Genomic DNA, 24,004 nt, shown 5'->3' on the forward strand with positions numbered 1-24,004 from the left:
CTTGTAGCGTCCTCCAGGGGAACTTTTTATCGGTGCAACAGCGGGCAGATGGAAAAGTTTCGGGCCGGTCAGCCCAGCAGTTGCAGTGCCTCGGCACTGGCCTGCTGAACGCGTTGCCAGTCGCCGGCGCGCGTCCAGGCGCTGTCCAGCATCCAGGTACCGCCCACGCACATCACATTGGGCTGGGCCATGTAGTTCTTGACGTTGCTCGGGTTGACACCGCCGGTGGGGCAGAAACGGACGTTGCCGAACGGCCCGCCGAGCGCCTTCAACGCCGGGATGCCGCCGGCGATCTCGGCCGGAAACAGCTTGAAGCGGCGGTAGCCCAGGGCGTAGCCGAGCATGAGTTCCGAGGCGCTGCCGATGCCCGGCAGCAGCGGCACCGGGCAGTTCATCCCGGCCTTCAGCAGTTCGGGGGTACTGCCGGGAGTGACGATGAACTGCGCGCCCGCCGCCACGGCGTCGGCCAGCATGCTTTCGTCGAGCACGGTGCCGGCGCCGACGCAGAGCTCCGGGCGCGCCTCGCGCAGCACGCGGATGGCGGTCAGGCCGTGCTCGGAGCGCAGGGTGACCTCCAGGGTACGCAGGCCGCCGGCGGCCAGAGCATCGGCCATCGGCAGGATGTCCGCTTCGCGCTCGATGGTGATGACCGGAAGGATGCGGGCTTCCGCGCACAGCCGATCGATCAGGGCGACCTTGTCGGCCATGCTCGGCACGCTCTGGGAAGTGGCCGGTTTGTTGTTCTGGATGCTGTTCATATCGGTTGGTCCTTCGGGCTCAGGGGCACCGGTAGAAGTCGGAAAAACGCGGGAAAAGAGGCAGTGACGCCTGGCAGGCCATGAGACAGCGCTGTCCACGGCGAGTCGGAAAAACACCGGGAACGGTTGGAAGCGGCCGAGCGGCAATCCGTCGGGCGGAGTCAGAAATCTCCATACCAGCTCCTGCCGTCACGGGTGATCAGGGCGATCGACGACAGCGGCCCCCAGCTACCCGCCGCGTACGGCTTGGGCGCCTCGCCCTGCAGGCGCCAGCCGGCGATCAGCCGGTCGCACCAGCGCCAGGCGTACTCGATCTCGTCCTTGCGCACGAACAGGTTCTGGTTGCCCTTCATCACCTCCAGCAGCAGCCGCTCGTAGGCGTCCGGAATCCGCGCGCTGCGGTAGGTGTCGGAAAAATTCAGTTGCAGCGGACCGCTGCGCAGTTGCATCCCCTTGTCCAGCCCCTGCTCCTTGGTCATCACCTGCAGGGCGATGCTCTCGTTCGGCTGCAGGCGGATGATCAGCTTGTTGCCGATCAGCGGACGCTGTTCCTCGGCGAAGATGTAGTGCGGCGGCGCCTTGAAGTGGATGACGATCTGCGACAGCTTCTGCGGCATCCGCTTGCCCGTGCGCAGGTAGAACGGCACCCCCGCCCAGCGCCAGTTGCGGATCTCCGCGCGCAGCGCGACGAAGGTCTCGGTGTCGCTCTGCGCGTTGGCGTTGTCCTCCTCCAGGTAGCCCGGCACCGACTTGCCCAGGATGTTGCCGGCCACGTACTGGCCGCGCACCACCTGCTGGCTGAGCTGGGCGGCGTCGATCGGCGCCAGCGCCTTGAGCACCTTGACCTTCTCGTCGCGGATGCTGTCGGCCGACAGGTCGCCCGGCGGGTCCATGGCGATCAGGCAGAGCAGTTGCAGCAGGTGGTTCTGGATCATGTCGCGCAGTTGCCCGGCCTTGTCGAAGTAGCCCCAGCGGCCCTCGATGCCCACCTGCTCGGCCACGGTGATCTCCACGTGGGAGATGTGGTTCTGGTTCCACTGGGTCTCGAACAGGCTGTTGGCGAAGCGCAGGGCGATCAGGTTCTGCACCGTCTCCTTGCCCAGGTAGTGGTCGATCCGGTAGGTGCGGTCCTCGGGGAAATGCCGGGCCACCGCGTCGTTGACCTTGCGCGAGGAGGCCAGGTCGTGGCCGATCGGCTTCTCCAGCACCACCCGGGCGCGTCCGGCCAGGCCGACCTCGGCCAGCCCGGCGCAGATCGGCTCGTAGAGCGCGGCCGCGGTGGCGAAGTAGGCGATCAGCCGCTCGGCGGCGCCGACCCGGTCGGCCAGCGCGGCGTAGTCGCCGGGCTGGAGGAAATCCATCGACAGGTAGTCCAGGCGGCCGAGAAAGCGCTGCAGCACGCCCTCGTCCAGCTCCGCGCCGGGGACGTGGCGGCGCAGGTGCTCGGCGATGGTCGCCAGGTGGCGGCTCTCCTCGCCGGCGTCGCGGGCCAGGGCCAGCAGCCGCGTATCCGGGCACAGCAGGCCGGCCCGGTCCAGTTGGTAAAGGGCGGGGAACAGCTTGCGCAGAGCCAGGTCACCCAGGGCTCCGAACAGGGCGAAGGTGCAAGGCTCGACAGGAGTGGCGGTCATGATATTCGTTCTTTTGTCAAAGTATGGATTAATGAAAGCATCATTGAATCGATTCATCAACAATAATTGCGTAATAAAACTACATTTCTCCATAACCAGGCATTTTCAGTGGCCCCCTCCGGAAGCGCCCAGTTACGATAAGCCTCCTCATGCATCATCCATCCCAGGAACCAACATGGATCGCACGCGCAATCTGCTGGAACAGATCCAGAGCCGCCTAGAAGACCTGAACAAGGCCGAGCGCAAGGTCGCCGAAGTCATCTTGCAGGACCCGCAGCAAGCCACCCGCTACAGCATCGCCTCGCTCGCCCAGGCCGCCCAGGTCAGCGAGCCGACCGTCAATCGCTTTTGCCGCTCCTTCGGGGTCAGCGGCTACCCGGAGCTGAAACTGCAACTGGCGCAGAGCCTGGCCAGCGGCGCCGCCTACGTGAGCCGCGCCGTGGAGGCCGACGATGGCCCCGAGGCCTACACCCGCAAGATCTTCGGCAGCACCATCGCCTCGCTGGACAGCGCCTGCCAGACGCTCGACCCCCAGGCCATCGACAGGGCGGTCGACCTGCTGATCCAGGCCCGGCAAATCCATTTCTTCGGCCTCGGCGCCTCGGCCTCGGTGGCCCAGGACGCCCAGCACAAGTTCTTCCGCTTCAACCTCGCCGTGTCGGCGCAGTGCGACGTGCTGATGCAGCGCATGCTCGCCTCGGTGGCCCACACCGGCGACCTTTTCGTGATCATTTCCTACACCGGGCGCACCCGCGAGCTGGTCGAGGTGGCGCACCTGGCCCGCGAGAACGGCGCCTCGGTGCTCGGCCTGACCGCCGCCGGCTCGCCGCTGGCCAGGGCCTGTACCCTGAGCCTGAACATCCCGCTGCCGGAAGACACCGACATCTACATGCCGATGACTTCGCGGATCATCCAGCTCACCGTGCTCGACGTACTGGCCACCGGCATGACCCTGCGCCGCGGCATCGACTTCCAGCCGCATCTGCGCAAGATCAAGGAAAGCCTCAACAGCACGCGCTATCCAAGCGACGACGAACTCCTCTAGCCCCTTACTTCAACCCCTCCAGACTGGCGGTGAAGGCGCTCGCGCCCTGCTCCGCCGTGCTGAATGCCGAGCGCATGAAGGCGAACAGCTCGCGGCCGCAGCCGACGCCCGCGCCCTGCGGGACACGCGCCGGCTCGCGGGCGGCCAGTTCGGCGGCGTCGACCAAGACTTCCAGAGTGCCGGTGCGACCGTCGACGCGAATCACATCGCCGTCGCGCAGCCTGGCCAGCGGGCCGCCGTCGATGGCCTCCGGACAGACGTGGATGGCCGCCGGCACCTTGCCGGAAGCGCCGGACATGCGCCCGTCGGTGACCAGCGCGACCTTGAAGCCGCGGTCCTGCAGCACGCCCAGGTAGGGGGTCATCTTGTGCAACTCGGGCATGCCGTTGCTGCGCGGGCCCTGGAACAGCATCACCGCCACCAGGTCGCGCTCCAGCTCGCCGGCCTTGAAGGCATCGGCCAGTTCCTGCTGGTCGCGGAACACCCGCGCCGGCGCCTCCACCACCTGATGCTCGGGCGCCACCGCGGACACCTTCATCACGCCCCGGCCCAGGTTGCCGACCATCACCCGCAGGCCGCCCTCGGCCGAGAAGGGCCGCGTCGCCGGGCGCAGGATGTTCTCGTCGAGGCTCTGCGCCGGACCGTCGCGCCAGACCAGCCGCTCCCCGTCGATGAAGGGCTCCTGGGCATAGTGGCGCAGGCCACGGCCGACCACGGTTTCGACATCCTCGTGGAGCAGGCCGGCGTCGAGCAGTTCGCGGACCAGGAAAGCCACGCCGCCGGCGGCCTGGAAGTGGTTGATGTCGGCCTTGCCGTTCGGATAGACCTTGGTCAGGGTCGGCACCACCTCGGAGAGGTCGGCCATGTCTTGCCAGGTCAACTGGATGCCGGCGGCCTGGGCGATGGCCGGCAGGTGCAGGGTGTGGTTGGTGGAGCCGCCGGTAGCGTGCAGCGCGACCACCGAGTTGACCAGCACGCGCTCGTCGACGATCCGGCCGAGCGGCATGAAGTGGCCGCCCTGCCGGCTCAGCCGGGTGACCTGCCGGGCGGCCTCATCGGTCAGGAGATCGCGCAGCGGGGTGCCGGGATTGACGAAGGAAGAACCCGGCAGGTGCAGCCCCATCACCTCCATCAGCATCTGGTTGGTGTTGGCGGTGCCGTAGAAGGTGCAGGTGCCGACGTCGTGGTAAGCCTTCATCTCGGACTCGAGCAACTCGTCGCGACCGGCCTTGCCTTCGGCGTAGCGCTGTCTCACATCCGCCTTTTCTTTGTTCGACAGGCCCGACAGCATCGGCCCGCTGGGCATGAACAGCGCCGGCAGATGACCGAAGCGCAGGGCGCCCATCAGCAGGCCGGGGACGATCTTGTCGCAGATGCCGAGGTACAGGGCCGCATCGAACATGTTGTGGGACAGGGCAACCGCCGTGGACAGCGCAATCACCTCGCGGCTGGCCAGGGCCAGCTCCATGCCCGGCTCGCCCTGGGTGACGCCGTCGCACATGGCCGGCACGCCGCCGGCGACCTGGCCGACCGAGCCCAGGTCGTGCAGGACGCGCTTGATCCGCTCGGGATAGTGCTCATAGGGCTGGTGGGCGGAAAGCATGTCGTTGTAGGCCGTGACGATGGCCACGTTGACGGAATCCATCAGCCGCAGGCGCTGCTTGTCGCTGCCGCTGCAGGCGGCCACGCCATGGGCGAAGTTGGCGCACTGCAGCTTGCCGCGCTGCGGTCCCTCATCGGCGGCTGCCTGGATCATGGCCAGATAGCGCTCGCGCGTGGCGCGACTGCGCTCGACCAGACGCTCGGTTACCTCAAGGACGCGGGGATGCATGGATAGGCTCCAGGTAGCGGGTATATTTGTTTTTATAACAACAAAAACAGCTATTTTCAATAAAAAACTTAGCCAAAAAGATAATATTTAATTATTTAAACAACATAAATTAGCAACAAGCTCCATCCACCAAAGGTGGAGCCGCACACGCCCCTTCCCGCAGCCCTGGCGCCGGTCCCCGCCAGGCCCATCCCGGAATCGCGATGACCTCAGGTGCTTTCGCGCGCCATCAGTTCGAAGCCGATGTCCTGCACCGGTTCGGCGATCGGCTGGCCGGCCATCAACGCGAGCAGCAACTCGGCGGCACGGCGCCCGATGGCCTCGCGCGGCGTACGGATGCTGCTCAGCCGCGGCACGGTGAAGGACGAGGCCGGCAGGTCGTTGAAACCGATCACCGCCACCTGCTCGGGAATCTTCACGCCACGGCGCATGGCCTCCAGCAGGGCACCGTGGGCCAGGTCGTCGTTGCCGAAGAAAATGGCGTCGATCTGCGGATGACTGGCCATGAGCTGGGCGAAGAGTTCGCAGCCGAGACCGACGGAGGATGGCCGCGGGGTCAGCAGTTCCAGGGCGGGATCGTAGAGTCCGGCCTGTTGCAGGGCCCGGCGGAAGCCTTCGCCGCGCAGCAGGGTGCGCTGGTCGAGCTGGGCGCCGACGAAGGCCATCCGCCGCCGGCCGCGGGAGATCAGGTGTTCGGCCGCCGCCGCGCCAGCGCGTATCTGCGAGAAGCCGACGCAGTGCAGACCGGCGCCGGAATCCAGATCCATCATGTAGACGCAGGGAATCCCGCTGGACTCAAGCATGCGCCGCGCGCTCTCGGTCCGCTCGAAGCCGGTGAGCAGCAGGCCGCGCGGCTGGTAGGCGAGGTAGTTGCGGATCAGGTCCTCTTCCTCGTCGCGCGAGTAGTGGGAGTTGCCGATCAGCACCTCCAGCCCTCTCGGCCGCATCACCGCGTGGATGGCCTCGAGGGTTTCGACGAACAACTGGTTGCCCAGCGAGGGCACCACCACCGCCACGGTCTGGCTGCGCGCGGAAGCCAGGGCCCGCGCCGCCGGATTGGCCACGTAGCCCAGTTCGCTGGCCGCCTCGCGGACCCGCTGCGCCAACTCCTCGGCGACGCTGGGAATACCGCGCAGGGCCCGCGAGGCGGTGATCGGACTGACGCCGGCGCGGCGCGCCACTTCGTTGAGTGTCGGACGTCCGGTGGTACGGGGGTTCTTATCGTTCTTGGGGGTGGTCATCTAGGCAGTCGCACCATGAGCAGTATCGGAATGGAACGGCGGGCAGCGCGAAAGGCCACGGCGCCCAGGGTGGCCATTCTCGCCCCGCTACGCTGCCGCCGTCTCCCCCATCCTCTCCGACCGGCTTGTCAAACCAGAAGACAGCCCACAGGATAGCGCTGTCCTCGAAACACGACAATCGCAGGCAAGCATCGGGTCGCTCGTCGCCATTTCCGGCAAGTTTCCGTGCACGGCTCATGACGACGACCGCGAACCACGGCAGCCCCTTCGACGGATTGTTCCGTCCGCCGCCAAGGTGGCACTATCCAGCCGACGAGGTGTCATATGCGTTCACTCATTCCTGCCCTAGTGATCATGGGCGTCGCCGGCTGCGGCAAGTCCAGCGTCGGCCAGGCGCTCTGCCGACTCAACGGCGCCACGCCCATCGAGGGCGACGCCTTCCATCCGCCGGAGAACATCCGCAAGATGAGCGCCGGCATCCCGCTGACCGACGAGGATCGCAGCGGCTGGCTGGGCGTGCTGTGCGAGGAACTGCGCCGCGCCGTCGCCGCCGGACGGCGTCCGGTGCTCGCCTGCTCGGCGCTCAAGCGCAGCTACCGCGAGCGCCTGCGTGAAGCCGTGCCCGGACTCGGCTTCGTCTACCTCGAACTGACGCCCGCCGTCGCCGCCCGCCGCGTCGCCGAGCGCCCCGGCCACTTCATGCCGGCGAGCATGATCGACAGCCAGTTCGCCACCCTCGAAGCGCCGCATGGCGAACCCCTGACCCTGGTCCTGGACGCCTCGCGCCAGGACGTGCCGCAACTGGCCGCGGCCATCGACGCATGGTGGCGCCGGCAGCAGCCGGAGCCATAGGCCTTCCGGGCGCCACGCACAGCGCCGTAGCGCGCCGTCCGTGGACAACACCGCCCGGACACGGCCCTGCATGCCGCCGCTCAGCCGTGGACTATCGACAACTGCTGCCGGTAGCGCCGGTAGACCTCCCGATAGCGCTCGACGGCCTCGGGCCCGGGCGACACGGCGCTGTGTTCGTCCAGCACGACGAAGCGTTCGCACAACGAATCGAGGGAAACCTTTTCCCCCTGCTCGTGCAGGTCGCACCAGACCGCCTGGATCGCGGCGCCGAGCGCTGCCGCTTCGCCGGCCTGCGGACAGACCACGTCGGCATCCATGATGTCCGCCACCATCTGGCGCCAGAGTCGGCTCTTCGCCCCGCCGCCGATCAGGCGGATATGGTCGCTGCGAATCCCCGCCTCCTGCAGCAGATCCAGGCCATAGCGCAGACCGAAGGTGGTGCCTTCGAGCGCCGCCCGGCACAGGTTGCCCGGCGTCAGGTTATGCGGGCGCAGGCCGAGCAGGCTGCCGCTGGCTTCGGGCAGCGCCGGCACCCGTTCGCCGCTCAGAAACGGCAGCAGGGTGATACCGCCGGCGCCTATCTCCACCTCGGCGGCCTGTCGGGTGAACTGCTCGACATCGAAACCGAACAATTGCCGCATCTGGTTGACGACGCCGGTCAGGTTCATGGTGCAGATCAGCGGCAGCCAGCCATTGCTGGACGAACAGAAGGATGCGACCGGCGCCGGCGGCTGTAGCGGTGGCCGCGCCGAGCAGGCGTACAGGGTGCCGGAAGTGCCGAGGCTCATGGTCACCACGCCGTCGCGGATATTGCCGGTACCGATGGCGCCCAGCATGTTGTCGCCGCCGCCGCTGGAAACCAGCACCGAATCGCCCAGGCCGAGTTGCCGGGCCAGTTCCGGGCGCACCCTGCCGACCGCCCGCTCGGCTTCGAGCAGCGGCGGCAGCGCCCGGGCCAGACGACCGTCGGCGGCGACCAGCTCCAGCACCTCCGGCGTCCAGCGGCGGGTACGGATATCGAAGTAGCCCGTTCCCGAGGCATCGCCATATTCGCTGGCGAGCGTGCCGGTCAGCCAGTAGTTCAGATAATCGTGCGGCAACAGGACATGGGCGATCCGCGCGAACGCCTCCGGTTCCCGTTGCCGGAGCCAGAGCAGCTTGGAAAGCGTGTAGCCGGTCGCCAGCACCAGGCCCAACCGCTCGAGCGAGCCGCGCTCGCCGCCGAGCCGGTCGAGCAGCTCGGCGTTCTGCGCGGCCGTTTCGGTATCGCACCAGAGCTTGGCCGGGCGGATCACCTCCCCGGCCCCGTCGAGCACGACCATGCCGTGCTGCTGGCCGGAAACGCCGATCGCGCGGATCGCCCGGCCATCGATACCGGACTGCGCCAGCGCCTGGCGCCAGGCGGCCTGGAAGGCCGCCGTCCACCATGCCGGCTGTTGTTCCCGGCGCCCGTCGGCGGTGGCGATCAGCTCATGGGGGGCATAGCCCTCTCCGCGCACCCGCCCCCGCTCCGGATCGAGTATCACCACCTTGGTCCCCTGGGTCCCGCAATCGACGCCCAGATACATGGCTACGCCCTCCCCTCCAGCCCGGCCAGCACGGCCTGCGCCCTGGCGAGCAGGTTCTCGACGCTGAAGCCGAAATGCCGGAACAGCTCCGCCGCCGGCGCCGACTCGCCGAACCCCTCCATGCCGAGCACCGCGCCGTCGAGACCCACGTAGCGGTGCCAGCTCTCCGGACGCGCCATCTCGACCGCGACGCGGGCCCGCACCGCGGACGGCAGCACCGCCTCGCGGTAGTCCGCCGCCTGCCGCTCGAAACGCTCCAGGCACGGCACCGACACCACGCGGACCGCCCGGCCCGCCTCGCCCAGCGCCTGCGCCGCCGCCAGCGCCAGCGCCACCTCGGAGCCGGACGCCAGCAGGATCAGCTCCGGCGTGCCCGGGCAGTCGAGCAGCACATAGGCGCCGCGCTCGATGGCCGCGCGCTGCCCGGCGTCGCGCGCCGCGGCCGGCAGGTTCTGCCGCGACAGCACCAGCGCCGACGGGCCGTCCCGCCGTTCGAGCGCCGCGCACCAGGCCACCGCGGTCTCCGTCTCGTCGCAGGGCCGCCAGGTTTCCAGGTTCGGCGTCTGGCGCAGGCTGGCGAGCTGTTCGACCGGCTGGTGGGTCGGGCCGTCCTCGCCCAGGCCGATCGAGTCGTGGGTGTAGACGAACACCGCGCGCAGCTTCATCAGCGCGGCCATGCGCACGGCGTTGCGGGCGTATTCCATGAACATCAGGAAGGTGCCGCCGTAGGGAATGAAACCGCCGTGCAGCGCCAGCCCGTTCATCATCGCGCTCATGCCGAACTCGCGCACCCCGTAGTGGATGTAGTTGCCCCCGGGCGCCTCGCCGCCGACCGAGCGGGAGCCGGACCAGCGGGTCAGGTTCGAGGGCGCCAGGTCCGCCGAGCCGCCGAGCAGTTCCGGCAGCAGCGGGCCCAGCGCTTCCAGGACCTGCTGCGAGCTCTTGCGGGTCGCCAGCTCGCGCGCCGCCTGCTGGCAGCCGGCGATCAGCGCGTCGCGCCGCGCGCCCCAGTCGGCCGGCAGCTCGCCGGCCAGGCGCCGCTCCAGCTCGGCGGCCAGCGCCGGGTAGGCCCGCGCGTAGTCGTCGAAGCGTTGTCGCCAGTCCCGCTCCAGCGCCGCCCCGCGCTCGCGCGCGTCCCAGGCCCTGGCGATCTGCGCGGGCACCTCGAAGGGCGCGTGCGGCCAGTCCAGCGCCTCGCGGGCCGCGGCGATCTCCTCGCCGCCCAGCGGGGCGCCGTGGCAGTCGTGGCTGCCGGCCTTGGTCGGCGCGCCGAAGCCGATGGTGGTCTTGCAGCAGATCAGCGTCGGCCGCTCCGTATCGGCCTTGGCCGCCGCCAGCGCCGCCTCGAGCGCGCTGGCGTCGTGGCCGTCGACCGCCTCGACGACCTGCCAGCCGTAGGCGCGGAAGCGCGCCGGCGTGTCGTCGCTGAACCAGCCCGCGACCTCACCGTCGATGGAGATGCCGTTGTCGTCGTAGAACACGATCAGCTTGCCGAGTCCCAGGGTGCCGGCCAGCGAGCAGACCTCGTGGGAGATGCCCTCCATCAGGCAGCCGTCGCCGACGAAGGCGTAGGTGCGGTGGTCGACGATCGCCTGTCCCGGGCGGTTGAAGTCCGCCGCCAGCAGCCGCTCGGCCAGGGCCATGCCGACGGCGTTGGCCAGCCCCTGGCCGAGCGGACCGGTGGTGGTCTCCACCCCCGGCGTGTAGCCGTACTCCGGGTGCCCGGGAGTGCGCGAATGCAACTGGCGGAAGCGCTTGAGCTCCTCGACCGGCAAGTCGTAGCCGGAGAGGTGCAGCAGGCTGTAGAGCAGCATCGAGCCGTGCCCGTTGGAGAGCACGAAGCGGTCGCGGTCGGGCCAGCGGGGGTTGCCCGGGTTGTGGCGCAGGTGGCCGTTCCAGAGCACTTCGGCGATATCGGCCATGCCCATGGGGGCGCCGGGATGGCCGGAGTTCGCCCGTTCCACCGCATCCATGCTCAGGACGCGGATGGCATTGGCCAGGGCGCGTCGGCCCGGTTTCAGGTTCTGGGTCATGCCACACCTCCGGCGAGTCGGGCGCGCAGCAGCGCCTCCAGTTTCAGTTGATCGGCCTCGAAGCCGCGGATGCCTTCGGCCAGCTTCTCGGTGGCCATGGCGTCCTCGTTCATCTGCCAGCGGAACTCGGCCTCGCCGAGCCGCTGCGCCGGGCGGGCCTCGCGTTCGCCCGTATCGGCCAGCGCCGGCGCCAGCACGCCTTCGCTGGCGGCGAGTTCCTCCAGCAGCGCCGGGCTGATGGTCAGCCGGTCGCAGCCGGCCAGCGCGAGGATCTCGCCGACGTTGCGAAAGCTCGCGCCCATGACCACGGTCGGATAAGCGTGGCGCCGGAAATAGTCGAAGATCCGCCGCACCGAGCGCACGCCCGGCTCCTCGGCGGGCGCATAGGCGGTTGCCGGGTCGGCCTGGCGGTACCAGTCGAGGATGCGGCCGACGAAGGGCGAGATCAGGTGGACGCCCGCCTCGGCGCAGGCGCGCGCCTGGGCGAAGCCGAAGATCAGCGTCAGGTTGCACGGGATCCCCTCCTTCTCCAGCACCTCCGCGGCGCGGATTCCCTCCCAGGTGGCGGCCAGCTTGATCAGGATGCGCTCGCGGCCGATGCCGGCCGCCTCGTACAGCCCGACCAGGCGGCGCGCCTTGGCGATGCTCGCCTCGCGGTCGAAGGAGAGCCGCGCGTTCACCTCGGTGGAGACGCGCCCCGGCACGGATGCGAGGATCCGCTCGCCCAGGGCGACCACCAGGCGGTCGCAGGCGTCGTCGACGGCCGCCTCGGGGCTGCGGGCGCCGCCCACCTCGCCGAGGACCCGGGCGACCAGGCCGTCGTACTGGCCGGACTGGACGGCCTTGAGGATCAGCGAGGGGTTGGTGGTGGCGTCCTCGGGCGCGAAACGCCGGATCGCCTCGAGATCGCCGGTGTCCGCCACCACGATGCTGTGCTGTCTCAATTGTTCAAGCAGGTTGGACATGATTCGGGCTCTTGATGGTTGGTGTTCCTGGGTCCGCGGCGTTCAGCTCGGCCAGGCTTTCGTGCAGCGTGCGATGGACCCGGTCGGCGATGGCGAAGCGCTCCGCGCCGGGATGGGCCGGGTCCGGCACCGCCACCACCGGCATGCCGGCGGCCCTGGCGGCGATCACGCCGTTGAGCGAGTCTTCCCAGACCCGGCACTGGTGCCGCTGCGCGCCCAGGCGCTCGGCCGCCAGTTCGAAGACCGCCGGATGCGGCTTGGAACGCGGCACCTCGGTGCCGGAGGCGAACACGGCGATCGGCAGCGCGTGCCGGCGCACCACCGCCGCGATGAAGGGCAGCGGCGAGGAGGACGCGATCGCCAGCCCGACGTGCCGCTCGCGCAGCCAGGCGATGAGTTCGACGGCGCCCGGCATCAGCGGCGCCTCGACGATCGCCCGTCCCATGCGCGCGATCAGCGCCTCGAACAGCGTTCCGGCCTCGACGCCCCGTCCGGCATGCAGGCGGGCCATGTCCTCGCAGAAGGCCCGGCTGCTGACGCCTTTCCAGGCGTGCAGGTCCTGCGTGCCGGGCGCGATCCCGTACAGCTCGTGCAACAGCGCGGCCTGGGTCGACATCCACAGCGGTTCCGAATCGATCAGCAGGCCGTCCATGTCGAAGATCGCGTACTGCATATCCATGTTGCTTGCCTCTATTCCGCCATCGTCAGTTCGAGCGTGGCGCGCACGCCGAGCGAGCGCAGGCGTTCGAGCTGCAGGCGGAAGGCGGCGACGAAGGCTTCGGAAGCCGGGATCTCGTGCCCGAACACCTCCTCCAGCCCCAGGAAAGTCTCGACCAGGCGCTCCTCGACGCAGGCCGCCTCCCGCAGCCAGGCGGCACGCGGATCGGGGATCGGGTAGGTCTCGCCCCGCTCGTCGATGCCGCGCAGGTAGTGGCACCAGGCGGCGACGATCAGCGCGGTGCGCTGCAACGGCGCCCCCGCCTCGATCTGCTCCAGCAGGGTCGGCAGCACGAACTTCGGGAACTTGGACGAGCCGTCGGAGCACAGCCGGCTGACCTGGTCGCAGATCGCGGTATTGGAAAAACGCTCGATCAAGGTGTCCTTGTATTCCGCCAGATCGATGCCGGGCACTTCGGCCAGCAGCGGCGTGACATCCCGGTCCATGTAGGCGCGGACGTAGTCCCGCAGTTGCCCATCCTGCATCGCCTCGTGCGCGTGGCGATGACCGAGCAGGGCGCCGAGATAGGCCATCGCCAGGTGGCTGCCGTTGAGCAGGCGGATCTTCATCGCCTCGTAAGGCGTGACATCCTCGGTGAACTGCACGCCGACCTCTTCCCAGGCCGGACGGCCGTTGCAGAAATCGTCCTCCACCACCCACTGCAGGAAAGGCTCGGCCACCACCGGCCAAGCGTCCTCGATACCGGTTTCCTCGCGCAGCCGGACACGGTGCGCATCGCTGGTCATCGGCGTGATCCGGTCGACCATGGCATTCGGGAAGCTGACCTTGCCAGCGATCCAGTCGTGGAGCCCGGCGTCGCGCAGCCTGGCGAACCCCAGCAGGGCGTTGCGCGCGACCCGACCGTTGTGCGGCAGGTTATCGCAGGACATCACGGTGAACGGCTCGATGCCCGCCGCCCGGCGCCGGGCCAGGGCCTCGCTCAGGAAGCCGAATACCGTCCGCGGCCGCTGCGGATTGGCCAGGTCATGGCGGATCTGCGGCAAGTCGGCATTGAACTGGCCGGTGCTGTCGTCGGTGCAGTAGCCCCCTTCGGTGATGGTCAGCGAGACGATCCGGGTTGCCGGATCGGCGAGCTTGCGGATCAGCGCCTCGGCATCGTCGTCGGCCAGCAGGAAATCGACGATGGCGCCGACCACCTGGATCTGCGTATCGCTGCCGTCGCCCAGCTCGTAGAGGGTGTAGAGATAGTCCTGGGAGGCCAGCGCCTCCTGCATGCCGCGATCTTCCGGGCGCAGGCCGACCCCGCAGATGCCCCACTCGCCTGCCTTGCCCCGATTGAGCAGCATCTCGGTATAGACCGCCTGGTGGGCGCGGTGAAAACCGCCCACGCCGATGTGCACGATCCCCTGCCCGATCTGCCCGCGGTCATACGCCGGACGCAGGACGGACTGTGAGAGCTGCGACAGATTTTCGCTATTCAGTTTCATGTTTCGTACCTCTGGCCGCCAGGGCCCGTCTGAGATCGGAAAACCCGGCCTTTCGTCAGGCAACGGGGCTCCCGGCGCGCCCGCAGGCGCGCCTCCAAAAAGGGAAAGGGTCGTGTGGGGAAATCAGGCCGCTCTGGCCGATGCTCCCGGTTTGGGCAGGGTGCGGCCGTCGGCATCGAACAGGTGACAGTGGGCCAGGTCCGGGATCAGGCTCGCCCGCTCGCCGAACTGCCCGGCGAAATCGCCGGGCGCGCGTACCGTCAACAGCTCGCCGCTCTCTGTCCGCACGTAGCAATAGGTGTCCGCGCCGAGATGCTCGGACACATCGAGCCGCACCTTGAACGGACTGTGCTCCGCAGCGGCGATCTGCAGATGCTCGGGGCGCACGCCGAGCGTCACCCTGTCGCCCGCCTTCAGCGCGCTGCCATCGAGCGGCAGGCAATACTCGGGCCCGCAGGCCAGCGCGACGGTGACGCCCGAGGCGTCCGCCGCCTTGACCGAGCCGCCGAGGAAGGCCATTTTCGGCGTGCCGATGAAGCCGGCGACGAACTGGTTCAGCGGATGGTGGTACAGCTCCAGCGGACTGCCCACCTGCTCGACACGGCCGCCGTTGAAGACCACGACCTTGTCGGCCAGGGTCATCGCCTCGACCTGGTCGTGGGTCACGTAGATCATGGTCGCGTTCAGCTCCTTGTGCAGCCGCGCCAGTTCGAGGCGCATCTGGACGCGCAGCGCGGCATCGAGGTTGGAAAGCGGCTCGTCGAACAGGAACACCTTGGGATGGCGCACGATGGCGCGGCCGATCGCCACCCGCTGGCGCTGCCCGCCGGAGAGCGCCTTCGGCTTGCGCTCCAGCAGGTGTTCGAGTTCGAGGATGCGCGCCGCCTCTTTCACCTTGCGCTCGATCTCGGCCTTGTCGGCGCCCGCCAGGCTCAGCGCGAAGGACATGTTCTTGCTCACCGACATGTGCGGATAGAGCGCATAGGTCTGGAACACCATCGCCAGGTTACGCTTGGCCGGGGCGACATCGGTGATGTCCTGGCCATCGAGATGAATGTGGCCGCTGGTCACCTCCTCGAGGCCGGCGATCAAGCGCAGCAGTGTGGATTTGCCGCAGCCGGAAGGTCCGACGAACACCACGAACTCATGATCTTTGATTTCCAGATCGATGCCCTTGATGATTTCGGTTCCATCGAAGCCCTTCTTCAGATTTTTTATTGTCAGATCGGACATGGGAATAACCTCTTACTTCACGGCGCCAAAGGAAAGGCCACGGACCAGTTGCTTCTGGCACAGCCAGCCGAAGATGAGAATGGGGGCGCAGGCCAGCGTCGAAACGGCGGATAGCTTGGCCCAGAACAGTCCTTCCGGACTCGAATAGGAGGCGACCAGCGCGGTCAGCGGCGCGGCCGCGGAAGAGGTCAGGTTCAGCGACCAGAAAGCCTCGTTCCAGCACAGGATCAGCGACAGCAGGATGGTCGAAGCCAGCCCGCCCTTGCTGATCGGCAGCAGCACGCGGCAGATCTCCTGGGTCGTGGTGGCGCCGTCGAGACGGGCCGCTTCGAGGATGTCCTTGGGGATTTCCTTGAAGGCGGTGTACACCATCCAGACCATGATCGGCAGGTTGATCAGGGTGTAGACGATCACCAGTCCCAGGCGGGTATCGAGCAGGCCGGCGCTCTTGAACAGCAGGTAGATCGGCACCAGCACGCCGACCGGCGGCAGCATCTTGGTGGAGAGCATCCACAGTAGCGTCGACTTGGTGCGCCGGGTTTCGAAGAAAGCCATCGAATAGGCCGCCGGCACCGCCAGCAGCATGCCGGCGAGCGTCGAGCCGAAGGAAATCACCAGCGAGTTCCAGGCGAAGTGGAAATAGTCGCTGCGGCTGTCGATATGCAGGTAGTTCTCCAGCGTCGGGCTGAAGAACAGTTGCGGCGGCGTCGCGAAAGCCTCGACCTCGGTCTTGAAGCTGGTCAGCACCATCCAGAAGATCGGGAAGAAAAGGGTCAGGGCGAGCAGCCAGGCCAGGCTGCCGAGCACCAGCGTACGCAGGCTGCGCGTCTGTTTCAGTGTCAACATGATGGACTCCCTCAGGCCTTGTCGGTCAGGCTCTTGCCGACCATCCGAACCAGGAAGAAAGCGGCGACATTGGCGATCACCACGGCGACCAGGCCACCGGCCGAGGCCATGCCGACGTCGAACTGCAGCAACGCCTGGGTGTAGATCAGGAACGCCAGATTGGTGGTTTCGTAGCCGGGTCCGCCGCCGGTGGTGGTGAAGATCTCGGCGAAGATCGACAACAGGAAGATGGTCTCGATCATCACCACGACGGCGATCGGGCGAGCCAGATGCGGCAGAGTGATATGCCAGAAGGTGGCCAGCGCTCCGGCGCCGTCGAGGCGGGCCGCGTCTTTCTGCTCCTGGTCGAGCGACTGCATCGCCGTCATCAGCAGCAGCACGGCGAAGGGAATCCACTGCCAGGAGACGATCATGATGATGGTTTCGAGGGGGTATTCCGCGAGCCAGTCGACCGGCTCCGCGCCGAAGAAGCGCCAGAGCGCGGCGAGCACGCCCGACACCGGATGCAGCAGCAGGTTCTTCCACACCAGGGCGCTGACCGTGGGCATGATGAAGAAGGGTGAGATCAGCAGCACGCGCACCACCCCGCGGCCCCAGAAGGGGCCGTCGACCAGCACGGCGATCAGCACGCCGGAGACGACGCTGATCGCCAGTACCGATACGACCAGCAGGAAGGTGTTCAAGGCGCCGGCCGCGAAGCCTTCGTCGGTCAGGAAGTAGTAGAAGTTTTCGAGACCGACGAAATCGCTCTCGCCCGGATAGAGCAGGTTGTAGCGCAGCAGCGAGAACCAGAGGGTCATGGCCAGCGGCACGACCATCCAGGCCAGCAGCACTGCCACGGACGGCGAAACCATGGCCAGTCCGATGCGCCTGGAGTGCTCCGAGACGGTGCCGGGTTGCTGGTTCGAGGCGCCGGGAAAACGCCCTTTCTGGGAACTGACTCGCTGCGCAAGCCGGGTCAGCCCGGATTGCAGACCTGAGATATTCATGAATGACCTCTTTGCGGATGCCGGGAGAATGCGGTCGGAGCGACGGTGCTCCCGACCCGACGGCTCATTTGTAATAAGCGGCGCGTTTCATTTCCCGCTCGGTCAGCGACTGGGCGCTTTTCATCGCCTGCTCGACCGACATCTGGCCCGTCAGTGCGCCGGAAACCAGCTTGCCGACCTGCGTGGCGATCGACTGGAACTCGGGGATGGACACCACCTGGATGCCGGTATAGGGAACCGGCTTGAGCGTGGCGTCGCGTGGATTGGCCCGGTTCAGCGACTCCAGCGTCTTGCGTGCGAAAGGCGCGGCCTGCATGTAGGATTCAAGGGCATAGGTGGACTGCCGCGTCCCCGGTGGAATGGCGGTGATGCCGGCCTTTTCGGCGACCAGCCGGCTGTAGTCCCTGGAGGTGGCCCAGGTGACGAACTCGGTGGCGGCCTCCTTGGCATCGGAACTGGCCGGGATCGCCAGGGACCAGGCCCAGAGCCAACTGGTCCCCTTGTCGGTCACCTGCTTCGGCGCGAGCGCGAAGCCGACGCTCTCGCTCACCTTGCTCTGGCTCTTGTCGATGGCGAAGGAGCCGGCGACCGTGGCATCCACCCATAGCGCGCATTTGCCGGAATTGAACAGGGCGAGGTTTTCGTTGAAACCGTTGGTGGAGGCCCCCGGCGGTCCGTAGTTCCCGAGCAGATCCACATAGAAACCGATGGCGCCGCTCCATTCGGCGCCAGTGAATTCCGGCCGCCACTTTTCGTCGAACCAGCGGGCACCGAAGGCGTTCGCCAGGGTGGAAACCAGGGCCATGTTTTCTCCCCAGCCAGCCTTGCCGCGCAGGCAGATGCCATATTGCTCCCGCTCCGGCTTGTGCAATACCTTGGCGAAATCGCGTATCTGCTCCCAGGTCGGCTGCTCCGGCATCGACAGGCCTGCCTGCTCGAACAGATCGGTGCGGTAGTAGGTCATCGAACTTTCCGCATAGAACGGCAGCGCATACAGCTTGCCGTCGACGGACAGACCGTCGCGCACCGCCGGCAGAATATCGTCGAGCGCGTAATCGGCCGGCAGATTCTCCAGCGCAGTCAGCCAGCCGCGCGCGCCCCAGATACCGGTTTCATATAAACCGATCGTCGCCACATCGAATTGGCCGCCTTTGGTGGCTATATCGGTAGTCAGGCGCTGGCGCAGGGTGTTCTCTTCGAGAACCACCCACTTCAGATCGATATCCGGATGAGAACGCTCGAATTCCTCGGAAAGTTGCTGCATGAGGATCATGTCGGCGTTATTGACGGTACCTATGGTTACCGTGGTAGCGGCATTGGAAGCCTGGGATGAAAGCGTAATGGAAAGCGCAAGCACGGCCGGGATCAATGGATACTTCATTATTGTTCACTCCTGCGCCGATCGTGCGATCGGCCCGTTCTTATCTTTATTGTGACCCTCCCCCGAATCGCTATCGTTCGACGGGGAGCAAGGGTGAGAGGAATTACACCCGGCCGCCCTCGTCGGAACAAACTCATAACCGCCTCAAAACCTGTACTTTTTTGCACCGTGAAAAGCGTCGAAGGCGGAGCGAAACCTCACTCCTGGAAAATAAAAACCAATAAATCAATTAGTTATAAAATCCCGCAGCCGGCACCGAAAAAACAAAGTGTACAAGCCAAATTTCTTTATCTATGTTTATGGCGTGTGCGTCTCGACAAGAAACCAATCCAAAGAAGATGAACAACAGAGCCAGACGTCAATCATCCCCCTCCTACGAACTGATCAATCCCAAGGAACACAGCTCGATCCTCTATCGTGAACATGGCTTCCCGGACCCGCTGGTCTGCTGGCACTATCACAAGGAATACGAGTTGCATCTGATTACCCACAGCAGCGGCAAGGTATTCGTCGGCGACTATATCGGCAACTTCTATCCGGGAAATCTGATTCTGACCGGACCCAACCTTCCGCATAACTGGATCAGCCATACGGAAGAGCAGGATATTTATCCGGAACGGGACATGGTCGTCGTATTCACCGACGACATGATCCAGACCGCGCGCAATGTCCTGCCGGAGTTCACCGAACTCGACACCCTGTTACAACGGGCCAGGTTCGGCATAGAGTTCCAGGGAAACGACACCATCGGCGAAGCGCATCGCCTGATGCAGAAAATAGCGACTTCCAGCGGACTGGAGTGCCTGGCCCATTTCCTGTCGATCATGAGTCTTCTCGCCAAGGCGGACCGCTACCAACTGCTGTCCAGCGAGCATTATCTGAGCATCGGCGGCGAAAGGAACCAGCAGCGCGTGAACCAGGCGGTCAACTACATCTTCGATCATTACCACGAGAACCTGAGCCTGGAGGAGGTCGCCGAGGAACTCGGCATGCAGCCCACTTACTTCTCCAGGTTTTTCCGCCAGGCGACCGGCCGGCGCTTCGTCGAGTTCGTCAACAGCCTGCGCATCACCCGCGCCTGCGACCTGCTGGCGCACAGCGACCTGCCAATCACCAATATCTGCTTCGAAGTGGGCTTCACCAATATCTCCAACTTCAATCGCCACTTCATGGCGCTCAAGGCCATGACACCATCCGACTATCGCAAACTGGCGGGCGTCGCCCGCTGGCTCGCTTAGGCAGGCGATCGCCGGTCGGCCAAGGTTTCGTGCCATCCCATCGGCCCGTTTCCGCCACTGCGCAGCCTGCGGCGCTCGATAGTGGAACGGGCCCCATTCCATGGCGGCATCCGGCGAATGGCTGAATCGCTTCAGATTCGTAATAAACCGTATATAAACTTGACCACCCGGCTTGAAAACCAATAAATTTACGTAAAATTACGCAAAACCAATAAGAACACGCATGCAAGCCCGCATCGCTCGCCAGTGCCTATGAAATCCGGTCCGTGCTCGATCACGCGTGAACGCATGCCACGGCCAGCGGCGCAGATCCACTCTGCCCCAAAGCTGCCCTTCGTCCGGTCCGGGGCACGCCCGCGCACGCCAACCGGGAACCGCATCCCACCATCGAAACCCGAGGCGCCCGGCCACCGGGCCCTCCCCCAGCCTTCGCCTTCCCAGGAGGGTCGCAACATGACTGCCTTGCCCAAACCGCTGGTCCTCATCATCCTCGACGGCTTCGGCCACAGTGATAGCCCTGCTCACAACGCCATTCACGCCGCCCGCACCCCGGTCTACGACCGCCTGCTCGCCACCTGCCCCCACGGCCTGATCTCCGGCTCCGGCATGGACGTCGGCCTGCCCGACGGCCAGATGGGCAACTCCGAGGTCGGCCACATGAACCTCGGCGCCGGCCGCGTGCTCTACCAGGACTTCACCCGGGTGACCAAGGCCATCCAGGACGGCGAGTTCTTCGACAACCCGGCCATCTGCGCCGCCGTCGACCGCGCGGTCGCCGCCGGCAAGGCGGTGCACATCCTCGGCCTGCTCTCCGAAGGCGGCGTGCACAGCCACCAGGACCACATCGCCGCCATGGCCGAGTTGGCCGTGCGGCGCGGTGCCGAGAAGATCTACCTGCACGCCTTCCTCGACGGCCGCGACACCCCGCCGAAAAGCGCCCTGAGCCCTCTCCTGACGCTCGATGCCTGCTTCGCCCGGCTCGGCAAGGGCCGCATCGCCACGCTGATCGGCCGCTACTTCGCCCTGGACCGCGACAACCGCTGGGACCGCATCGAACAGGCCTACCGGCTGATCGTCGACGGCAAGGCCGAATACGCCGCCGAAACCGCCGCGGCCGGCCTGCAGGCCGCCTACGCCCGCGACGAGAGCGACGAGTTCGTCAAGGCCACCGCCATCGGCGCGCCGGTGCGCGTGGAAGACGGCGACGCCGTGGTGTTCATGAACTTCCGCGCCGACCGCGCCCGCGAACTGAGCCGCACCTTCGTCGAGGCCGATTTCAAGGAGTTCGAGCGCCCGCACGTGCCGCGGCTGGCCGGCTTCGTCACCCTCACCCAGTATTCGGCGAGCATCCCGGCGCCCTGCGCCTTCCCGCCGACGGAACTGACCAACGTGCTCGGCGAGTACCTGGCGAACAACGGCAAGACCCAGTTGCGCATCGCCGAGACCGAGAAGTACGCCCACGTCACCTTCTTCTTCTCCGGCGGCCGCGAGGAGCCGTTCGCGGGCGAGGAACGCATCCTGATCCCCTCGCCGCAGGTCGCCACCTACGACCTCAAGCCGGAGATGAGCGCGCCGGAAGTCACCGAGCGCATGGTCGAGGCCATTGAAAACCGGCGCTACGACGTGATCATCGCCAACTACGCCAACGGCGACATGGTCGGCCACACCGGGGTATTCGAGGCGGCGGTCAAGGCAGTGGAATGCCTGGACGCCAGCCTCGGGCGCATCGTCGCGGCGCTGGAGAAGGTCGGCGGCGAGGCGCTGATCACCGCCGACCACGGCAACGTCGAGCAGATGCGCGACGAAAGCACCGGCCAGGCGCACACCGCGCACACCTGCGAGCCGGTGCCCTTCATCTACGTGGGCAAGCGCGCGCTGCGCATCCGCGCGGGCGGTGTGCTGGCCGACGTGGCGCCGACCATGCTGAAGCTGCTCGACCTGCCGCAGCCGCGGGAAATGACCGGCCGGCCGCTGGTCGAGCCGGCCTGAGGCCGAGCTTCACGGAAAAACGGATGGCATGCCCGGGCCCATGCCATCCTGCTAGGAGGGACATTCCGTCCACGTATGCGCCGGCCAGGGCCGGCGCACGGCCCGGCCACAACAACAAGACTCCGAAGGCGAATCCCCCCAGATGACGAAAACGACATCGCAGCGTGCCGCTGCAGTCTGCCTGCTCGCAGCCCTTCCCTTCGCCGGCATGGCGACGGAAAACACCTATCCGCTGTGGATCGGCAGCTATACCGCCGGCCCCAGCGAGGGCATCTACGTACACAACTTCGACAGCCGTAGCGGGACCCTCTCCCGCGAGCCGCTGCAGGTGGTGAAAACGGAAAACCCCAGCTGGCTGGCCTTTTCCCCCGACCGCAAGTATCTGTTCGCGGTCAACGAGAACGGTCCGGGCCAACGCGACATCGTCGGCCGCGTCACCTCTTACCGCGTCGACACGGCCAAGGGCAGCCTGGAAAAGATCAACGAGGTGAAGTCGCTCGGCAGCGAACCGGCGCACCTCAGCGTCAGCCACGACGGCACGCACCTGTTCGTCTCCAACTATTCGGTGGCGGCCGATCCGGGCGGTACCCTGGTGGTGATCCCGGTGGATGCCGATGGCCGTCTCCAGCCGGTCAGCCAGGTCAAGACCCACCGTGCCAGCCAAGCCCACCCCGAGCGCCAGCAGTCGCCCCACGTGCATTCGGCGGTCGAGTCGCCGGACGGGCGCTATGTGTTCGCCCAGGACCTCGGCGCCGACCGGATCTACGTCTACCGCTACGACCCGGCGGCCCATCCCGAGCATCCGCTCAGCGCCAACGAGGCGCAGCCCTTCGTCGAACTGCCGCCAGGCTCGGGGCCCCGCCACCTGGTGTTCGGCCCGGACGGCAAGCAGGCCTACCTGACCCTGGAGATGCAGGGAAGCGTGGCTGTCTTCGACTATGCCGACGGCAAACTCACGCCCAAGCAGAACGTCGCGCTCGCCGCCGAGGGTTTCCAGGGCCAGAGCAAGGCCGCCGCCCTGCACGTCTCGCCGGACGGCCGCTTCCTCTACGCGACCAACCGCGGCACCGCCAACGAGCTGGTGGTCTTGCGGATCGATCCGGACGACGGGCGTCTCAGCGTGGTTTCGCGGCATTCGGTGCAGGGCGAAGAACCGCGCGAATTCACCTTCGATCCGAGCGGCCGCTTCATCCTGGTCGCCAACCAGAACAGCAATGCGATCGTCGTCATGGAGCGCGACCCGGACACCGGCAAGGCGGGCAGGATCACCCAGAGCCTGCCCTTCCCGTCGCCATCCGACCTGAAGTTCGCCAGCAGCCCCTGAAGGGCACCTCTAAAAACGTAGGCGAGGCAGTCAGCGCAAGGCAAAAACAGGCGAAAAAGCGGAGTTTACGAGCTGTAAATAGCATTTTGAGCCTGTTTTTAACGCAGCGATGACCACGCAGGTAGTTTTTAGATGTGCCCTGAAGGCGGCGGCCGGAACCCCGCCGGCTATTTGCCGATCAGGATCAGCTTGCCGGTCTTCGGATCGCGGTAGACCTGGCCGACACTTTCCAGACCCTGGCCGGCGCTCCCCTCGACGCTTTCCGGCAGACGCGGCAGTTCGCGGCCGCGCTCCACCGCCAGCGGCTGGCGCTCGGCAGCGAGCCGGGCCAGCAGGTCGGTGCGCGCGGCCAGCGCCACCAGCAGGCCGCAGGCGAACACCAGCATAAGATCCACCAGGTTGGCCACCGAGCCGAGCGGGTCGGTGTCCACCTCGTCGAAACGGCTCGATCGCCAGCGCCTCATCGTGCTCCCTCCGTCTCGCGCTCCATGGCGTCCAGCAGTTCGTCGTACCAGCGCCGACGCAGGCGGCCGAGCACGAAGCCGGCCATGCCGCCGAGCAGGCCCATGACGGTGGCGTCGAAGGCCACCCGCATGGCCACGCCGAGCACCTTGAGGTCGCCCTCGCCAAGCGCCGCCAACCCTGGGCCGAGCGGGATCAGGGTGCCCATCAGGCCGAGAATCGGCCCCAGCCGGGCGATCAGGTCGGAACGCTCCAGGCGCCGCCTGGCGCGCCGCTCGACCTCGGCCGCCGGCAACAGGCGCCAGCGCGCCAGGCCGCCGAAACGCTCGCCGCAGGCCACGCCGACGTCCCAGATCGCCAGTGCCAGCAGCGCCAGCATGGCGACGGTGACCGGCTCCAGCAGCCAGCCGACCAGTTGGTGAATCCAGGCGAAGATCGCGCTGTCCAGCATC

20 protein-coding genes are annotated in these 24,004 nt (G+C 66.8%); 5 read left to right on the forward strand and 15 right to left on the reverse strand.

Annotated elements, in window-relative coordinates; all coding sequences use genetic code 11:
- Positions 1-68: 68 nt before the first annotated feature.
- The gene (locus AVCA_RS12415) at positions 69-758 is read right to left on the reverse strand and encodes a bifunctional 4-hydroxy-2-oxoglutarate aldolase/2-dehydro-3-deoxy-phosphogluconate aldolase (RefSeq protein ID WP_231876467.1); all 690 of its coding nucleotides are present in this window, start codon (positions 756-758) and stop codon (positions 69-71) included.
- A 161-nt stretch (positions 759-919) separates the two neighbouring features.
- Entirely contained in the window at positions 920-2,389 is a 1,470-nt protein-coding gene (gene zwf, locus AVCA_RS12420; RefSeq protein ID WP_012701290.1) for a glucose-6-phosphate dehydrogenase, read from the reverse strand.
- Between the two features lie 175 nt (positions 2,390-2,564).
- Here zwf and AVCA_RS12425 point away from each other — a divergent pair, with 175 nt between their 5' ends.
- Positions 2,565-3,434: a MurR/RpiR family transcriptional regulator gene (locus tag AVCA_RS12425; RefSeq protein WP_012701291.1), complete on the forward strand. Its 870-nt coding sequence runs from the start codon at positions 2,565-2,567 to the stop codon at positions 3,432-3,434.
- Positions 3,435-3,438: 4 nt separating this feature from the next.
- Here the strand turns inward: AVCA_RS12425 and edd are convergent, their stop codons facing one another.
- Both edd and gntR read right to left on the reverse strand, forming a co-directional pair.
- A complete protein-coding gene (gene edd, locus AVCA_RS12430) occupies positions 3,439-5,265 on the reverse strand; it encodes a phosphogluconate dehydratase (protein WP_012701292.1) in 1,827 nt (608 codons plus the stop codon).
- A gap of 209 nt (positions 5,266-5,474) precedes the next feature.
- On the reverse strand, positions 5,475-6,506 hold the full coding sequence (gene gntR, locus AVCA_RS12435; RefSeq protein WP_012701294.1) for an HTH-type transcriptional regulator GntR: 1,032 nt from the start codon (positions 6,504-6,506) through the stop codon (positions 5,475-5,477).
- Positions 6,507-6,830: 324 nt separating this feature from the next.
- On the opposite strand from gntR, the gene AVCA_RS12440 reads away from it, so the two are divergent.
- Positions 6,831-7,358 (forward strand): gluconokinase, encoded by a 528-nt coding sequence (locus AVCA_RS12440; protein ID WP_012701295.1) that lies wholly within the window; start codon positions 6,831-6,833, stop codon positions 7,356-7,358.
- An 80-nt stretch (positions 7,359-7,438) separates the two neighbouring features.
- Here AVCA_RS12440 and xylB read toward each other — a convergent pair whose 3' ends face one another.
- The 9 genes from xylB to AVCA_RS12485 form a co-directional block, all read right to left on the reverse strand.
- The gene (xylB, locus tag AVCA_RS12445) at positions 7,439-8,926 is read right to left on the reverse strand and encodes a xylulokinase (protein ID WP_012701296.1); all 1,488 of its coding nucleotides are present in this window, start codon (positions 8,924-8,926) and stop codon (positions 7,439-7,441) included.
- Positions 8,927-8,928: 2 nt separating this feature from the next.
- Entirely contained in the window at positions 8,929-10,959 is a 2,031-nt protein-coding gene (gene tkt / locus AVCA_RS12450) for a transketolase (RefSeq protein ID WP_050764380.1), read from the reverse strand.
- On the reverse strand, positions 10,956-11,924 hold the full coding sequence (gene tal / locus AVCA_RS12455; RefSeq protein WP_012700804.1) for a transaldolase: 969 nt from the start codon (positions 11,922-11,924) through the stop codon (positions 10,956-10,958). The genes tkt and tal overlap by 4 nt, the downstream gene beginning before the upstream one ends.
- Entirely contained in the window at positions 11,908-12,603 is a 696-nt protein-coding gene (locus tag AVCA_RS12460; RefSeq protein ID WP_236616144.1) for an HAD family hydrolase, read from the reverse strand. Before AVCA_RS12460 ends, tal begins: the two co-directional genes overlap by 17 nt.
- Positions 12,604-12,614: 11 nt before the next feature.
- Positions 12,615-14,090 (reverse strand): mannitol dehydrogenase family protein, encoded by a 1,476-nt coding sequence (locus AVCA_RS12465; protein ID WP_012701298.1) that lies wholly within the window; start codon positions 14,088-14,090, stop codon positions 12,615-12,617.
- Positions 14,091-14,213: 123 nt separating this feature from the next.
- Positions 14,214-15,323 (reverse strand): ABC transporter ATP-binding protein, encoded by a 1,110-nt coding sequence (locus AVCA_RS12470; protein WP_012701299.1) that lies wholly within the window; start codon positions 15,321-15,323, stop codon positions 14,214-14,216.
- A gap of 12 nt (positions 15,324-15,335) precedes the next feature.
- On the reverse strand, positions 15,336-16,169 hold the full coding sequence (locus tag AVCA_RS12475) for a carbohydrate ABC transporter permease (RefSeq protein WP_012701300.1): 834 nt from the start codon (positions 16,167-16,169) through the stop codon (positions 15,336-15,338).
- Positions 16,170-16,180: 11 nt separating this feature from the next.
- Positions 16,181-17,023: a carbohydrate ABC transporter permease gene (locus AVCA_RS12480; RefSeq protein ID WP_231876437.1), complete on the reverse strand. Its 843-nt coding sequence runs from the start codon at positions 17,021-17,023 to the stop codon at positions 16,181-16,183.
- A 199-nt stretch (positions 17,024-17,222) separates the two neighbouring features.
- A complete protein-coding gene (locus tag AVCA_RS12485) occupies positions 17,223-18,539 on the reverse strand; it encodes an ABC transporter substrate-binding protein (RefSeq protein ID WP_012701302.1) in 1,317 nt (438 codons plus the stop codon).
- Positions 18,540-18,877: 338 nt separating this feature from the next.
- Here AVCA_RS12485 and AVCA_RS12490 point away from each other — a divergent pair, with 338 nt between their 5' ends.
- From AVCA_RS12490 to AVCA_RS12500, 3 genes are all read left to right on the forward strand, one after another.
- Positions 18,878-19,777 carry a helix-turn-helix domain-containing protein gene (locus tag AVCA_RS12490; RefSeq protein WP_012701304.1) on the forward strand — a complete coding sequence of 300 codons (900 nt, stop codon included), beginning with the start codon at positions 18,878-18,880 and terminating at the stop codon, positions 19,775-19,777.
- Between the two features lie 453 nt (positions 19,778-20,230).
- Positions 20,231-21,766, forward strand: a complete 1,536-nt coding sequence (gene gpmI, locus AVCA_RS12495; RefSeq protein ID WP_012701306.1) for a 2,3-bisphosphoglycerate-independent phosphoglycerate mutase — start codon at positions 20,231-20,233, stop codon at positions 21,764-21,766.
- A gap of 208 nt (positions 21,767-21,974) precedes the next feature.
- On the forward strand, positions 21,975-23,090 hold the full coding sequence (locus AVCA_RS12500; protein WP_201765948.1) for a lactonase family protein: 1,116 nt from the start codon (positions 21,975-21,977) through the stop codon (positions 23,088-23,090).
- 167 nt (positions 23,091-23,257) lie between these two features.
- On the opposite strand, the gene AVCA_RS12505 is transcribed toward AVCA_RS12500, so the two are convergent.
- Together AVCA_RS12505 and AVCA_RS12510 are read right to left on the reverse strand one after the other, a co-directional pair.
- A complete protein-coding gene (locus AVCA_RS12505) occupies positions 23,258-23,554 on the reverse strand; it encodes a DUF2149 domain-containing protein (protein WP_012701308.1) in 297 nt (98 codons plus the stop codon).
- Positions 23,551-24,003: a MotA/TolQ/ExbB proton channel family protein gene (locus AVCA_RS12510; protein WP_012701309.1), complete on the reverse strand. Its 453-nt coding sequence runs from the start codon at positions 24,001-24,003 to the stop codon at positions 23,551-23,553. Before AVCA_RS12510 ends, AVCA_RS12505 begins: the two co-directional genes overlap by 4 nt.
- Position 24,004 lies beyond the last annotated feature (1 nt).

It is taken from the genome of Azotobacter vinelandii CA, assembly GCF_000380335.1.
GTDB lineage: Bacteria > Pseudomonadota > Gammaproteobacteria > Pseudomonadales > Pseudomonadaceae > Azotobacter > Azotobacter vinelandii.